The sequence below is a fragment of the Pseudomonadota bacterium genome, from assembly GCA_026388315.1.
Classification (GTDB): Bacteria; Desulfobacterota; Syntrophorhabdia; order Syntrophorhabdales; family Syntrophorhabdaceae; genus MWEV01.
Genome location: JAPLKA010000055.1, coordinates 166,650 through 179,515, shown reverse-complemented (window position 1 = coordinate 179,515; position 12,866 = coordinate 166,650). Strand labels below are relative to the sequence as shown.

The window sequence follows — 12,866 nt, the reverse complement described above, 5'->3', positions numbered from 1 at the left end:
GACATTCCCCGGGGCGTATGTTAACAAATTCAACATGCCGGAACTGTATACCAAACCATTCAGAGGAATCGTTTACAACAAAGAAAAGATCGGTGATATTGCCTCCTGTGTCTGTCCTCCGTATGATGTCGTCTCAGATGCAAGGTCTTATTACAAAAGGAACAAGTTTAATGCCATCAGGCTTGAGCTTCCGCAATCTCTTCCTTCCATGGACAAATACAATGCCGCCAAAAACACAATGGATGAATGGTTACGCAAAGGGGTGCTGGAGTTGGACAGCAAAGACACTGTATACGTGAACGAACAGGAGTTTGATGCAGAAGGAACCTTATGCCTGAGAAGGGGATTTATTGCCCTCAACAAACTTGACAGGAACCGCATCCTTACACACGAAGAAACGAGAAAGAAGGCAAAAGAAGATAGAGAGCGTCTTATCACAACATTAAAAACGTACACAAGCCTTATTTTTGGTCTGTATGAAGATAAAAACGACGAGATGGAAGATATACTCGTGAACGCCCGAAAAGACATAATGTATGACTTCATCGATGAACAAGCCATCCGTAACCGCTTTTACAGGATGACCGATAGTGATGAGATTAAAAGGCTTTTAGCGCTTATGGATGAAAGGAATATTTATATTGCGGACGGCCACCACCGCCTCGACGTTTCATATAAACTCAACATCCCTTACGTTCCGCTCTATTTGACCAACATGTATTCGAGTGGCATTGTAATCCTCCCGTACCACAGGATTATCAAGTTCAATGCCAGCAGAGGCATCCAAGAACTGTTACATTCTATCGGGAGCCACGGCGAAATCGAGAAGCATCCGTTGATTGATGACAACTCAATCAAAAAGGTCCTGAAAGATATTTCTGAATCAGCAAACCTTGCCTTTGCGCTTTGTTCAAAGGATGATTTAGAGAACCTTTATGTACTGAAAGAAAAAACTCCTATTCCAATGGATAGCGATCTCCACGAGGGTTTAAAAACGTTAAAAGTAAATGTAGTTCATACCGGGGCACTAAAGCGTCTTCTCAACATAAGCGATGAAGAGATCTCCTTCACACAGGATCCATTCAAATCCATTGATTCCTTAAAAAACGGCACCATTGATCTCGCAGTTTTTCTCCCGCCGACAACGGTTCGGGAAGTCAAGGGTATCGCCGATAACAGCCTCTTCATGCCACCCAAATCCACATTTTTTTATCCAAAGATACTAACAGGTCTCGTATTTTATAAGTATGCCTGAAAACAGTTCGGAGAAAAGACCGTTATTCGTAAATCGTGATGTCCCTCCGCTGTCGGGATTAAACTGTACGTGATTAGTCAAACCAACTGCCAATTACCAATTACGAATATTGACGTGGCCGCTGACGAAACCCTCGATATTCTCTGTAATGATGAGTTAAAGCTCATTCAAAAGAAAAACGGGTACAGATTCTCTATTGATGCAATCCTCCTTGCTAATTTTGTTGTCCTAAAAAGGGGTGATAGATTATTGGATATTGGCTCCGGATGTGGTATCATACCTGTCTATATGTCAAAAAAAGGCTACCAAAACAGCATGCTTGGGATAGAAATCCAGGGAGACCTCTTCGATGTGGCCCAAAAAAACGCATCTTTAAATAATTTCGGGAATATACAATTTACACATGGCGATATTACACTGATGGAAAAGGAATTAAAAAAAACACCCTTCCACGTGGTTGTCTCAAACCCCCCCTATACCAGAAAAAGTACAGGGAGAAAAAGCCCTCAATCTTCGAGACTAATAGCAAGATATGAGTCGCAGCTTGACCTTTCAACTCTTATTTCCGTTGCATCATCACTGCTCTTCAAGAGAGGACGCTTTTATACCATATATCCGTCAAAAAGGCTTGGTGAGTTGATTCATGCTGCAAAATCGCATAAACTTGAACCAAAGAGGCTGAAATTTGTCCATCCAAGGAAGGGTGAAGGGGCAAATCTTTTCCTCGCTGAGTTCATAAAAGAGGGTGGTATGGAAGTTATGGTTGAAAAACCTCTTTACATATACGATAATGACAATTATACAGAAGAACTGCAAACCTATTATACGTTAAAGGGTTAAATATGGAAAACGTTATGAAACTGATTGAACCGGATTTAACAAAACTCGAAGTATCGATTAACAGGCTTGTTACAACAAAAGTTGGTTTCATAAAGGAGATCGTCAATCACATTATTAAATCAGGCGGAAAAAGGGTAAGACCAGTTCTCGTCATTCTCAGTGCAAGGCTCTGCGGCCACAAAGATGATGAACATATACCCTATGCCGCAATCGTAGAATTTATTCATACCGCCACCCTGCTTCACGATGATGTGGTGGATAATGCCCAGACGCGGAGGGGTGCATCCACAGCCAATACTATCTGGGGGAATGAGGCAAGTGTCCTCGTTGGAGACTTTTTATATGCCAAATCTTTTGAACTCCTGGCAGATGAAGGCAACGATAAAATCTTTGGCGTAATGGCAAGTACTACAAAGTCCCTTTCAGAAGGAGAAATCCTCGAACTAATAAGGACATCGGATATAGAGACATCAGAAGAGGATTATTTTGAAATTATCGGGAATAAGACTGCGGTGTTATTTTCTGTAGCATGCGAGATAGGCGCTATATTAGGGAAGGTTGATAGTAATAAGAAATCTTCACTGAAAAACTTCGGGTACAATCTCGGTATGGCTTTTCAATTACAGGACGATATTCTTGACTATACTTCCTATGATAATGTCCTCGGGAAACGGGTAGGTACAGACATTAAAGAAGGAAAGGTAACGCTTCCTCTCATCTATGCGATAAAATCATCAAATGACAAGGAAAAATTCTCTATTCAAAAAGTTCTTAAAAAATCAAATGTTACGGTGAAGGATTTCGAGAGCGTAAGAAAGATTATTCTCAAATACGGCGGGATTGAATATGCGATCAATACGACAAAGAAATACACAGAGGCTGCAAAAGGATGCCTGAATGCCTTTGGGGCTTCGCCTTATAAAGAAGCCCTGCTGACCATCACTGATTATATGCTGAGCAGGAAAACATGATATAAAAATTTAAGATTTAGAATTGCAAACTTAGGATTTACTTGGTTCTTCTTTTAATTCAAAATTTATCACTCAAAATTCAAAACTATTACAGTATCTCTCCTTTCGGTATTACCACTACTCCTTCATCTGAGACAAAAAAGCGCTCCCGGTCTTTCTCGAGGTCATACCCGATCTTCATGCCATCGGGAACCCTCACACCTTTATCAATAATAGCTTTCCTTACTTTTGCCCGCATCCCGATCGTAACGTCATGGAAGAGAATAGATTCTGTTACCTCGGCATAACTGTTGACTCTTACACCCGGAGAGAGTATCGATCGATCAACCCTGCCCCCGCTGATGATAACACCGCTGCAAATGATGGAATCCAACGCCTTTCCTGCCCTTCCTTTATCTTCATCGGCAAAAACTGTCTTTGCCGGAGGGTATTGGCCTTCATATGTCCTTATGGGCCATTTTTTATCATAGAGATTAAATACAGGGCTTACCGAAGCAAGGTCCATATTGGCCTGCCAGTAAGCATCAATAGTTCCGATATCGCGCCAGTAGCTTGCATCCTTATTTGTCCCGGCACCGAATCTGTATACAAAGACCCTGTGTTTCGGGTACATGTAAGGCATAATATCCTTTCCGAAATCATGTGTCGTCTTCATCCTCGAGTTTTCGTTAAGAATATCTATGAGAGTTTCTCTGTTAAAAATATAAACACCCATTGAAACGAAGGCCTTTTTAGGTCTTCCGGGAATCGATTTGGGTTTTTCAGGTTTTTCTTCAAATCCGCACACCCTTCCTGTTTCATCAACTTGTATCACACCAAAGCGGGAAGCCTCATTAATGTCCACTTCAATGGCCGATATAGTAAGATCGGCCCTCTTATGCTGATGGTATCTGATAAACTGGCCATAATCCATCTTGTAAATATGGTCACCGGAAAGGATTAATATATGCTCTCCGTCAACCTGATCGAGATGGTACAGGTTCTGGTAAACCGCATCTGCGGTTCCTTTATACCAGTCTTCTCCAACCCGCATCTGCGGTGAAAGATGGGTTATAAATTCCCCCAGCTCAGGGTTTAATATACTCCATGCGTCCCTCGTATGCCGTATAAGGGAATGTGATTTATACTGGGGAAGCACAAAAATTTTCCTGATTCCGGAATTTATGCAATTACTCAATGTAAAATCAATGACCCTGTATTTACCGCCAAAGGGAACGGCCGGTTTTGCCCTGTCTTTTGTAAGGGGGTGGAGACGAACGCCCACACCTCCTGCCAATACAAATGCTACAGCATTATGAATAATCCTCGGCTTCATTGCGTCTGTTTAAATAAATAGCATATTATGACAAATAATCAATAGAAATGAAGAATTTTCTTGAACATGCCCATAACATATTGTAATGTCACAGCAACCAGCTATGAACATCTACAGCATCCCGCCGCTTTTGAGCGCAACCATTCTGTTCATACTCTTCCTCATGGGCATATTCAAGGCCAAAAAATCGCCTATCAACCTTCTTTTTTCACTTATCTGCTTTGTAGGCTGTCTCCTCAATACAGATAAGACGATCCTTACCATCATACAAAACGAAGCAACGGCTATCAAAATCAGCAGAATCGACCATATGTTTCTGGTGTTTATCATCCCCTTGTATCTCCATTTTACAGTACTTGCAACAGGCTACAGAAAATGGATGCCCATTGTTAAAGTATTTTACGTAATCGCCATTCTGTTGGTGCCATTAGCACAACATCCGTTATATTTGACACACATGAGAAGATACTATTTTGGCTATTTTGCCATTTCAGGCCCACTTTTTTACATTTTTGGGTTTTTCAGCACTGCAAGCCTCTTCATGTCGTTATATCTTCTCGTAAAAAGCCTTAAAGAAGTGAAGGTATCCATTCATAGAACACGTATAAAATATATCCTGTTGAGCTTCGGCCTTGCCGCATTTGTAAACCATTTCGATGTCATTATCATGAGCGGGTATGAAATATATCCTATGGGTAATTTTGTTTTTGTGCCTATGTGCCTGTTAGGCTACGCAATATCAAGGCACGATGTGATGGAATGGAAAATTTTCCTGAATAAAGGTCTTACTTTCGTAACATTGCTTTTGATTTCCACAGGGTTTTACATCGGCCTGGAGGTGTTTTTAAAAAATATCTTTCATGATTTTATGGATATTGACCTCATTTACATTGCATCCATGGTCCTTACATTCGTTTTGATCTACATATCCAAAGACAGAATCCAGGACTTTCTCGTCCAGTTCTTACAACAAAAATTTATCAGAAACAGAAAGGCCGTAAAGGATTTAAGCTTTGAGATATTAACCCTGCACAACATTGAACATATCAAGAAAATCATTGTCGAAAGTCTCACGAAGATGTTTGGTCTTGAAAAATGCAACATAAAAGCTATCCCTAAAACTGACGATTACGAGGCTTTCAGCATCGTCAGAGAATCAGATCCTTTGTGGAATCTTGGATTCAGGCTATCCATACCAATATTATCCAAATCTTATCCCTCCTGTCTCTTGCTGGGCGAGAAAGATGATATGAGCTTATATATAGGGGAAGAAATTGAGATTATATCAATTCTCGCAAACCATATCGCACTCGCCTTTGATAATGCAGATGCGTACAAAAGGATTCATGATTTTTCCGAGTCTCTTGAAAGGCTTGTTGATGAAAGGACAAAGGCGCTTATCCAGAGTGAAAGTCTCGCTGCAGTTGGCAGACTTGCTGCGGGGGTAGCACACGAACTGAATAACCCCATTGCAAGCGTCATGAGCACATTGGAATTTCATATCGACCACCTTGAACAAAAAGGAGACTTATACGAAGACCTTGCATTTTCCTTGAAAGAATTGAAGAGGGCAAGGGATATCGTAAAAAGTCTGCTCGATTCTGCCAGACAAAAAGATGAAGCAAAGGAAATAATCGATATTCACAGCCCCATAGAAGATGCACTCAGGATACTCTATAGCCAGTACAAAACTAAGAAAATCAGTATAATAAAGGATTTTAATGCCGGAGAGGGGATTATTAAAGGAAGTCAGCCAAGGCTCTGCCAGGTCTTTATAAACATTATAAAAAATGCCATTGATGCTATTGGCGAAAAAGATGGTACCATAATCGTCAAGACATACAACAGGGATGATAAAAAGCTCGTATGCACAATAACAGACAATGGTGAAGGGATAGAGGAACATCTTCTCAAAGATATTTTCAAACCATTTTTCACCACTAAACAGACAGGTAAGGGGATTGGCCTTGGATTATACATTGTATATGAGATTATTAAAAACCACGGCGGCCTCATCGAAGTAAAAAGTGAAAAAGGGAAAGGAACTGACTTTTCCATTATTCTTCAATCGGGTACAATGTTCTAAAACACTTGACAAGTACGAAAAAGTTTACGAAAATAAACAATGATTTCAAAAATTATCACGTTTATTGTCCTCTGTCTTGTTCCGGCATACGCATACAGTGCTATTTATGGTTATGTGGATGACCGTGGCATATACCACTTTACAAATATCAAACCTGCAGGGAAGCAATACCATGTGGTCATCACCGATAAAAACAGAACAATGGACCTGCAGAAAAACTTCGACAACAGCAATTACGATACCCTTATCATACATCATTCGAATCTGCATGGAATAGATCCATCTCTTGTCAAAGCGGTCATGAAGGCCGAATCAAACTTTAATCCCTATGCGGTATCTCTAAAAGGGGCGCAGGGACTTATGCAACTCATGCCTGATACGGCAAAACTGATGAAGGTTGAAAATCCCTTTGATCCAGATGAAAACATCAAGGGAGGTACGAAATATTTAAAATTTTTAGAAGAAACCTTTCATGGTAATCTCGAGCTTATCCTCGCAGCATACAATGCGGGTCCCTCAAAGGTGATGGAACACAAAATGAATGTCCCCCCTATCGAAGAAACCAGGACATTCATTAAAAGAGTTAAACAATTTTATAATAAGTTGAAGTATCCGAATGAAGGTTAGAGATGAAAAGGCGTCAGTCTGGACGCTTCCAAATCGGCTGAGTGTTATCAGAATACTTTTCATTCCCGTCATTATCATTCTCATTTCTACTGAATATGAAGAACTTCTCTTCGCATCCTGTCTGTTATTTATTATAGCCGGTATTACCGACGGACTTGACGGGTATATGGCCCGAAAAATGCGTATGACAACAAAATTAGGGTTATATCTTGACCCTATCGCTGACAAGCTTCTTGTGTCATCAGTTCTTATAACTCTCACGTATTACAGGATGGTGCCTTTATGGATAACGATAATTCTTGTGGCACGGGAATTTATTATAAATGGTCTGAGGTCTTTTTACGCCATGGAAGGCATTACAATATATCCGTCTTTTTCCGGGAAATTTAAAACAACGCTGCAAATCATAGGTATTGCCTGTATACTCTTTAACAGCCCGATGAACAAATTAGATGCGGCAATCCATCAAGCAGGTTTAATAACCTTATATCTTGCCCTCTTTTTCAGCATATACTCTGCCGTACACTACGTAGCAGCAATATTCAGATCCACAGATACAAAGACGGGAGATCAGGGGCCAGATGCTTAAGTTTCCTTACACAACCCGCACTCTATGCATCTGCTTTCTTTCCCGTCATCACAGTAAACACCCGTAGTACCAGAAAATCCCCCCAGATAGATCTTGTCGGCTTTTCTTTTTTTCATATACCGGTAATCCACCGGCACTTTACCAAGCCCACCCGGAATGTCAAAAACATAATGTGGCAATGCCAGGCCAGAGATATTTTTCCTGAGGAATCGCATAATCTCAATGCCCTTCTGAACCCTTACCTTGAAATGCATCGCACCTCTGACTTCGTCAAGCTGAAACAGATAATACGGTTTAACACCGCAATAAACGAGGTTCTCGAACAGTTTTTGGAGTATGTATGGACAGTCATTCACGCCCCTTAAAAGCACCGTTTGACTTAAAATTATCCCACCCGTTTCCCTGAATCTCTTTATCTTTTCTACAAAAGCAGGTGTTATCTCTTTCGGGTGATTTATATGAATTATAATCCAGATTGGTGAATTATCCTTGATAGCGGTAAAATGATCTTCGTAGAGACCCTCTGGAAACACTACAGGAACTCTTGTACTGATTCTTATAGTTTTTATTCTCTCAATGGCCCTTAAACGCTCCAGTAAATAATTCAGTTCATTGGGCAACAACATAAAAGGGTCACCACCTGAAAGGATAATTTCATGTATCTCATCATTATTTTCTATATACCGGAGTGTTTCCTCCCAGTGTTTCTTCGGGTTCCACCCTTTCCCCACAAATCTCCTCCTGTTACAAAACCTGCAATGCATAGCGCATTCCGCATTTACAAGAAAAACGCCTCTGCCCCGGTATTTTTTAATAAAGGTGGGTGTTACAGAATAATCTTTTTCGTTCAGCGGGTCCAAACCCCCGTTATTCATAAGTTCTTCACTGGACGGAATAGACTGTTTTCTTATAGGACAAAGAGGATTATCCTTGTCCATAATACCGATATAGTATTCAGGGATTTTTAAAGGATGGTGACGAGAAACAGCATCAATATCTTTTTTAATCTGCTCGTCTAAATATACATACCTTGATACGTGTTCTGCGTTTTGAATAAAAGGGAGGGTAGCTGTTGTTGTACCCTCCGCATTTATCATCACATTACGGAAGTGCCAGGAAATGAGCCCTTCTGTTCTTTGCCCATGCCGCCTCATTATGTCCCGGATCAGCAGGTCTTTCTTTGCCATAGCTGACTGTCTCTAAGGCTTTCCCGTCAACTCCGAGGTTCACAATGTATGCCTTTGCGGCATCGGCTCTTTTCTGGCCGAGTGCAAGGTTGTATTCCACTGTGCCTCTTTCATCACAATTTCCTTCAACCCTCATCTTCTTGCCTGGATTCGCCTTGAACCACTCAGCATTACCCTTCAGTATATTCGCATCGCCAGGCCTTATGTTGTATTTATCGAAATCAAAATTAATATCATTCAGAGCAACAATAGGTGCTGGTGCTGCTGGTGCTGGTGCTGCAACAGGAATTTCTTTTTTCGTTTCAGGTGCTACAACTTTTGCCTGCGGTGGAGGTGGTGGGGGCGTTTCGCCCTTCATCTGCTGCATGAAACATCCACAGCCGCCTAAAGTCATACCTAATACGATTACCATTAAAACAAGTAAAAAAGACTTCATTTTCATATTTCACCCCTTTCATACGTTGAGGGTATACCCACAGGATGTGGATATACCCCAAAAAATAAAAACACTACTTTTTCGCCGGTGCTGGAGCTGGTGCTGCTTTCTCTGGAGCCGGTGCTGCTTTCTCTGGAGCCGGTGCTGCTTTCTCTGGAGCCGGTGCTGGAGCTGGTGCCGCTGGTTTTGCCTCCTCTTTTGGAGCTGGTTTTGGTGGCTCAGCCGACGGGCCGCAACCCATTAATGAAAAACTTGCAAAAAATGTAAGGGCTATAAATAACACCAAGAGCTTTTTCATCTAATTTCACCTCCTTTCATTGTTAATTAGATATTATTACAACATTCAAAATAAGTAAATTAAATTTTTTTAATAATTACATCTTTTTTAATAATTTCAACATCCTCCCGCTTACACAACTCATTGCCGGAATTCAGTGTTGAAGCAGTCCCGCATGCAACCCCCAGTGTAATAGCATCTTCAAATGTCCGGCCTTCACTCATAGCATAAACAATCCCTGCCACAAGCGAGTCGCCGGCCCCGATAGAACTCCTCACCTTAATTTTTGGGGGAGTTGCTAAATAATATTCATTCCTGTTAATCCCCACGACACCCCTCACGCCCATAGATACAACAATATATTCTACTACATTTTGATATGGTTTTGCATAGTTAATAATTTCTTCTACGCTCGATACATTGTGTTCCACAAATCTGCCGAACTCATGGATATTTGGTTTGATTAAGCATGGGCCGGCGTCTACGCCTCTTCTCAGCGCCTCACCATCTGTATCAAGGATCACCTTTGCCCCTTTCTCCTTCAATGTAATAATCATTTGCGCATAAAAATTCTCATTTACTCCCTTGGGCATATTTCCGCTAATCACAACATAACTGCGCCTTGGTATCTCTTTGATTTTATTGAAAAATGAAGCAATTTCAAGCGGATCGACATCAGGTTCACAGGTACTCAACAGCGTTTGCAATTTCTTTTTTCTCTGGTATACAATATTATTTGTTCGCGTTTCACTATTTATTCTTGTAAAATCGCATATAACACCTTCGTTGATGAGCCTGCCCTCTAATTCTAAACCATCATACCCACCGATAAGCCCGAGTGCAATGCTCTGTCCGCCGAGTTCCCTTATAACGCGGGAAACATCAATGCCCCTGCCGCCTGCCCGCCTTCTCTCTTCTTCAATCTTATTTACATCATCATATATGAGTTCCTCAACATCTACGATTCTATCAAGGGAAGGGCTTAATGTGATTGTATATATCATTAAGACCTATTTTATTAAATTAAAAATAAAATGGCTACACAAAAATTTTTATATATTGTTTTTTTCAACCTTAAATGGTAATTAGACTGAATACTTGCCGGTTATCAACGTTTAATATTTACAAGAATTTTGGTATACAAAGTTTTTTCGATTTTAACTTTATTGCTTTATATTCGTACAAACGGGGGCTTAAAGTAAAAAAGGCATTTATTTTAATCTTTTTTCTCTTTTTAATACCCCTTGATGTCTTCGGGGCCGCCTTCCTCATTTATAACCAGGATGCAAAAGCGAACGGCATGGGAATGGCCGTAATATCTTCCATAGATAATCCGTCGGCTGTGTTTTATAACCCTGCAATGCTCGTTTTTCAAAAAGGTTTTGGAATGTCTGTTGGTGACACTATGATTGCACCAAATATGCGATACGAAGATCCAACAACAGGAAAACGTTATTATGCAAAGACAGAAACACACCATCTGCCCGCATTTTTTGCAAAATACACCCATGGCAATATATCTTTCGGGGTTGGTGTCTATTCACCCTTTGGTTTATCCACTGAATGGCCGCAGGATTGGGCTGGCAGCCGTTACAGCACTTTTGCGGAACTCAGGACAACCTATGTTAATCCTGTATTTGCTTTTAAAGCAAATGATAATTTTTCTTTCAGCTTCGGTCTCTCTTATATAACAAGCTCGGTAACGATGAAACAGGCCATATTTGTAGCCCCCGGGTTGCCTGATGGCACTACAAAACTTACCGGCGATGGAGACGGTATTGGCTATAATGCCGGGGTTGCCATTAAACTCCCCGAAGATTACACGTTATCGTTTACCTACAGAAGTTCTACAGAGATCAGGTTTAACGGGAAAGTCTTCTTTTCTCTTCCGCCACCCTTGACTTCCAGTGGCACCGGTGCATCAACAACATTTACCCTGCCCTTCATTGCCGTTGCCGGTTTATCAAAAAAATTCGGAGATTTAACCCTGGAAGGTGATATACTCTATACAGGGTGGTCTTCTATGAGCAGCTACAAAATCACATCCGATAACGGGACGGCAGATGCATTTATATACAAAAACTGGCGCAATACACCGACTATTGCGCTCGGCTCAAACTACACGGTGAATAAATTTTTCGATATCAGGGGTGGATACATGTACGACAAGAGCCCTGTTCCAGGGAAAACGCTTGGGCCCGAAATGCCTGATAGTACGAGGAATATTTTCACCCTCGGAGGAACATTGAGGAAAGACGCTTTTAAAGTAAACTTCGGATATCAGGCAACATTTTTTGATGACCGAAATTCATACATCCAAGGGCTAAACGGCAAATACACAAACTTTGCGCACGTTTTTCTCCTGGGCTTCGAGTATAGTCATTGAAATCAATTGTTCTTAAAAAAGGTATCCTTAACGGATTATCTATTATTCTGGTCATGGCCAAGGTTATTGTGCCATGTTACATCGCCATCGAGTTCATAAAATATTTTGGGCTCATTGATATAATCAGCAGATTTTTCAGGCCTTTTATGGGCTTGTTCGGATTGCCCGGCGAGGCTGCACTGGGGCTTATCGCAGGATATCTCATCAATCTCTATGCAGCCATTGCAGTCCTGACACCACTCAACCTGTCTACAAAGGATATTACCATTATGGCATTGATGCTCGGCATCTCACATGCGCTTCCTGTGGAAACACCGGTGACACAGAAAACAGGCGTAAACGGGTGGATCATGCTCGCCGCAAGAATATTTTTTAGTCTGCTTTCAGGGGTTTTGCTTAATCTATTATGGAAATTATTTTAGTAGCATTAAAAGACTCGTTCAGCCTGATACTCAAACTTTTCGTCATCATACTACCCTTGACGATTTCTTATGAGTTTCTCAAACACAAACAGTCACAGATCGAAAAAATACGCTTTTCTGTATTTGGAATAACCCATAATGGTTTGGTGCCTCTCATTACAGGGATTATTATCGGGTTAACGTATGGTGCCGGTATCATCATCTATTCTATAAAGACATCCAATATAAGTAAAAGAGAGGGTTTTCTCATCCTTCTTTTTCTCTCAATCTGTCATGCCATGATAGAAGATACTTTGATTTTTGTTGTAATCGGCGCGAATGGTTTTATCCTGGTCGCCTTCAGGTTTGCCCTTGCGTTTATTCTGACGTACTTAATGCACAGAAGCAAACTATTAATGGGGCTCGCGTCGCCCCCTCCACAAGCAAAGCTCGTGGAGCCTCCCCACTCTCGCTCATGAATTCGCTAAATGTAGAT

At 41.1% G+C, this 12,866-nt stretch carries 14 protein-coding genes; 10 read left to right on the top strand and 4 right to left on the bottom strand.

Features of this window, described 5'->3' with window-relative positions:
* The first annotated feature begins 34 nt into the window (after positions 1-34).
* The 3 genes from NTX75_08425 to NTX75_08415 all read left to right on the top strand — a co-directional run bounded on the left by NTX75_08425 (position 35) and on the right by NTX75_08415 (position 3,066).
* Positions 35-1,255 carry a DUF1015 domain-containing protein gene (locus tag NTX75_08425; protein MCX5816252.1) on the top strand — a complete coding sequence of 407 codons (1,221 nt, stop codon included), beginning with the start codon at positions 35-37 and terminating at the stop codon, positions 1,253-1,255.
* Between the two features lie 69 nt (positions 1,256-1,324).
* Positions 1,325-2,095 (top strand): methyltransferase, encoded by a 771-nt coding sequence (locus NTX75_08420; GenBank protein MCX5816251.1) that lies wholly within the window; start codon positions 1,325-1,327, stop codon positions 2,093-2,095.
* Positions 2,096-2,097: 2 nt separating this feature from the next.
* A complete protein-coding gene (locus NTX75_08415) occupies positions 2,098-3,066 on the top strand; it encodes a polyprenyl synthetase family protein (GenBank protein MCX5816250.1) in 969 nt (322 codons plus the stop codon).
* A gap of 88 nt (positions 3,067-3,154) precedes the next feature.
* On the opposite strand, the gene glgC is transcribed toward NTX75_08415, so the two are convergent.
* On the bottom strand, positions 3,155-4,381 hold the full coding sequence (glgC, locus tag NTX75_08410; protein ID MCX5816249.1) for a glucose-1-phosphate adenylyltransferase: 1,227 nt from the start codon (positions 4,379-4,381) through the stop codon (positions 3,155-3,157).
* 103 nt (positions 4,382-4,484) lie between these two features.
* On the opposite strand from glgC, the gene NTX75_08405 reads away from it, so the two are divergent.
* Genes NTX75_08405 through pgsA form a run of 3 tightly spaced genes read left to right on the top strand, consistent with a single transcriptional unit; the run spans position 4,485 to position 7,683 of the window.
* A complete protein-coding gene (locus NTX75_08405) occupies positions 4,485-6,467 on the top strand; it encodes an ATP-binding protein (protein MCX5816248.1) in 1,983 nt (660 codons plus the stop codon).
* A 39-nt stretch (positions 6,468-6,506) separates the two neighbouring features.
* Complete coding sequence (locus NTX75_08400) at positions 6,507-7,094, top strand: transglycosylase SLT domain-containing protein (GenBank protein MCX5816247.1); 588 nt, start codon at positions 6,507-6,509, stop codon at positions 7,092-7,094.
* A complete protein-coding gene (gene pgsA / locus NTX75_08395; protein ID MCX5816246.1) occupies positions 7,084-7,683 on the top strand; it encodes a CDP-diacylglycerol--glycerol-3-phosphate 3-phosphatidyltransferase in 600 nt (199 codons plus the stop codon). Before NTX75_08400 ends, pgsA begins: the two co-directional genes overlap by 11 nt.
* Here pgsA and NTX75_08390 read toward each other — a convergent pair.
* Positions 7,680-8,870: a KamA family radical SAM protein gene (locus NTX75_08390; GenBank protein ID MCX5816245.1), complete on the bottom strand. Its 1,191-nt coding sequence runs from the start codon at positions 8,868-8,870 to the stop codon at positions 7,680-7,682. The genes pgsA and NTX75_08390 overlap by 4 nt on opposite strands.
* On the bottom strand, positions 8,785-9,312 hold the full coding sequence (pal, locus tag NTX75_08385; GenBank protein MCX5816244.1) for a peptidoglycan-associated lipoprotein Pal: 528 nt from the start codon (positions 9,310-9,312) through the stop codon (positions 8,785-8,787). Before pal ends, NTX75_08390 begins: the two co-directional genes overlap by 86 nt.
* Positions 9,313-9,393: 81 nt before the next feature.
* Between pal and NTX75_08380 the strand changes: the two genes are divergently transcribed.
* Positions 9,394-9,573, top strand: a complete 180-nt coding sequence (locus tag NTX75_08380; GenBank protein ID MCX5816243.1) for a hypothetical protein — start codon at positions 9,394-9,396, stop codon at positions 9,571-9,573.
* Positions 9,574-9,663: 90 nt separating this feature from the next.
* On the opposite strand, the gene NTX75_08375 is transcribed toward NTX75_08380, so the two are convergent.
* Positions 9,664-10,587, bottom strand: coding sequence for a 1-phosphofructokinase family hexose kinase (locus NTX75_08375; GenBank protein MCX5816242.1), 924 nt, complete (start codon positions 10,585-10,587; stop codon positions 9,664-9,666).
* 74 nt (positions 10,588-10,661) lie between these two features.
* Here NTX75_08375 and NTX75_08370 point away from each other — a divergent pair, with 74 nt between their 5' ends.
* From NTX75_08370 to NTX75_08360, 3 genes are read left to right on the top strand one after another with little or no spacing between them, the layout of a single operon-like run.
* Positions 10,662-11,969 carry an outer membrane protein transport protein gene (locus NTX75_08370; GenBank protein ID MCX5816241.1) on the top strand — a complete coding sequence of 436 codons (1,308 nt, stop codon included), beginning with the start codon at positions 10,662-10,664 and terminating at the stop codon, positions 11,967-11,969.
* Positions 11,966-12,391 (top strand): nucleoside recognition protein, encoded by a 426-nt coding sequence (locus NTX75_08365; GenBank protein MCX5816240.1) that lies wholly within the window; start codon positions 11,966-11,968, stop codon positions 12,389-12,391. The genes NTX75_08370 and NTX75_08365 overlap by 4 nt, the downstream gene beginning before the upstream one ends.
* The gene (locus NTX75_08360; GenBank protein ID MCX5816239.1) at positions 12,376-12,849 is read left to right on the top strand and encodes a nucleoside recognition protein; all 474 of its coding nucleotides are present in this window, start codon (positions 12,376-12,378) and stop codon (positions 12,847-12,849) included. The genes NTX75_08365 and NTX75_08360 overlap by 16 nt, the downstream gene beginning before the upstream one ends.
* The last annotated feature ends 17 nt before the right edge of the window (positions 12,850-12,866 follow it).

Excerpts from the sequence above, each read along its gene's own strand:
- NTX75_08425 (MCX5816252.1), top strand. The coding sequence starts at position 35 with ATGCCGGAACTGTATACCAAACCATTCAGAGGAATCGTTTACAACAAA.
- NTX75_08415 (MCX5816250.1), top strand. The coding sequence starts at position 2,098 with ATGGAAAACGTTATGAAACTGATTGAACCGGATTTAACAAAACTCGAA.
- glgC (MCX5816249.1), bottom strand. The coding sequence starts at position 4,381 with ATGAAGCCGAGGATTATTCATAATGCTGTAGCATTTGTATTGGCAGGA.
- NTX75_08405 (MCX5816248.1), top strand. The coding sequence starts at position 4,485 with ATGAACATCTACAGCATCCCGCCGCTTTTGAGCGCAACCATTCTGTTC.
- NTX75_08400 (MCX5816247.1), top strand. The coding sequence starts at position 6,507 with ATGATTTCAAAAATTATCACGTTTATTGTCCTCTGTCTTGTTCCGGCA.
- pgsA (MCX5816246.1), top strand. The coding sequence starts at position 7,084 with ATGAAGGTTAGAGATGAAAAGGCGTCAGTCTGGACGCTTCCAAATCGG.
- NTX75_08390 (MCX5816245.1), bottom strand. The coding sequence starts at position 8,870 with ATGGCAAAGAAAGACCTGCTGATCCGGGACATAATGAGGCGGCATGGG.
- pal (MCX5816244.1), bottom strand. The coding sequence starts at position 9,312 with ATGAAAATGAAGTCTTTTTTACTTGTTTTAATGGTAATCGTATTAGGT.
- NTX75_08375 (MCX5816242.1), bottom strand. The coding sequence starts at position 10,587 with ATGATATATACAATCACATTAAGCCCTTCCCTTGATAGAATCGTAGAT.
- NTX75_08370 (MCX5816241.1), top strand. The coding sequence starts at position 10,662 with ATGGTAATTAGACTGAATACTTGCCGGTTATCAACGTTTAATATTTAC.
- NTX75_08360 (MCX5816239.1), top strand. The coding sequence starts at position 12,376 with ATGGAAATTATTTTAGTAGCATTAAAAGACTCGTTCAGCCTGATACTC.